We start from the raw sequence: 1,187 nt of genomic DNA on the forward strand, positions 1-1,187 counted from the left end.
ACGTAGACGTCATTCCCGTTCCGACCTCGCATCTGAACTACACCCGTCGGGAGCCGGCGGGCACGGTCCTGCAGATCACGCCGTGGAATGCCCCGGTGTTCACCTGCGGATGGCAGGTCGCCCCGGCCATCGCGATGGGCAACGCTGTACTGCTCAAGCCGTCCGAGCTGACACCGTTCACTTCCCTGGTTGTCGGCCTCATCGCCGAGCGTGCGGGCCTGCCGAAGGGGGTGATCAACGTGCTTTCGGGTTATGGGCATACCGTTGGTCAGGCTGCCATCGCACATAAGGTCGTCAAGAAAGTGGTGTTCGTCGGCTCGCCGGCAACCGGTGCACGGATTGCGGAGTCGGCCGCGAAGCGTGTGCTGCCGTGCGTGCTCGAACTGGGCGGAAAGTCGGCGAACATCATTTTCGGTGACGCGGACCTGAAGCGCGCGGCGCTGACGGCACAGGCGGCGATCTTCGCGGGCGCTGGCCAAAGCTGCGTTGCCGGCTCGCGATTGCTCGTCCAGCGCTCCGTCTATGACGAGTTCGTCTCGATGGTTGCGACCGGCGCGAAGAAGATCAAAGTCGGCGACCCGCTCGACGACAGCACCGAAGTCGGCCCGATCAACAATCGCAAGCAGGACGACCACGTCATGTCGATGATCGCGCGTGGCGTCGAAGCCGGAGCCACGCTCGCATCGGGATCGACTGAAGTGTCGGACGGCGGCTACTTCGTGACCCCTACCGTCTTGGCAAACGTCACCAACGAAATGGACGTCGCACGCACCGAGATCTTCGGTCCGGTCGTCGCTGCCATTCCGTTCGACACGGAAGACGAAGCCATCGCGATTGCCAACGATACTGAATTCGGTCTCGCCGGGGCCGTGTGGACGACCGATGTCGGCCGTGCGCACCGGGTGGCCGCACAGGTGAATGCCGGCACGTTCTGGGTGAACGGATACAAGACGATCAACGTTGCGTCTCCGTTCGGCGGGTATGGTCTCAGCGGCTATGGCCGATCCAGCGGCGTCGAGGCTCTTTACGAGTACACGCAGACGAAGAGCGTGTGGGTCGAAACGGCGAAAGAACCGGCGACTGCGTTCGGCTATCTGTAAGGCGAAGTGGGCTCCCGCCAAAGAAGGCGGGAGTCGAGACGGAGGAAGGGGATATGGAAACGGTGGTCAGTACGCGCGAACATGGGG

At 63.1% G+C, this 1,187-nt stretch carries 1 protein-coding gene; it reads left to right on the forward strand.

Going from position 1 to position 1,187, the window contains the following annotated elements; genetic code table 11:
* The coding region (locus ACFUEJ_RS24115) for an aldehyde dehydrogenase family protein (protein WP_388032361.1) at nt 1–1,100 on the forward strand (1,100 nt) is incomplete at its 5' end.
* Nucleotides 1,101–1,187 lie beyond the last annotated feature (87 nt).

The organism is Gordonia sp. NPDC057258 (assembly GCF_042668985.1).
Classification (GTDB): Bacteria; Actinomycetota; Actinomycetes; order Mycobacteriales; family Mycobacteriaceae; genus Gordonia; species Gordonia hongkongensis.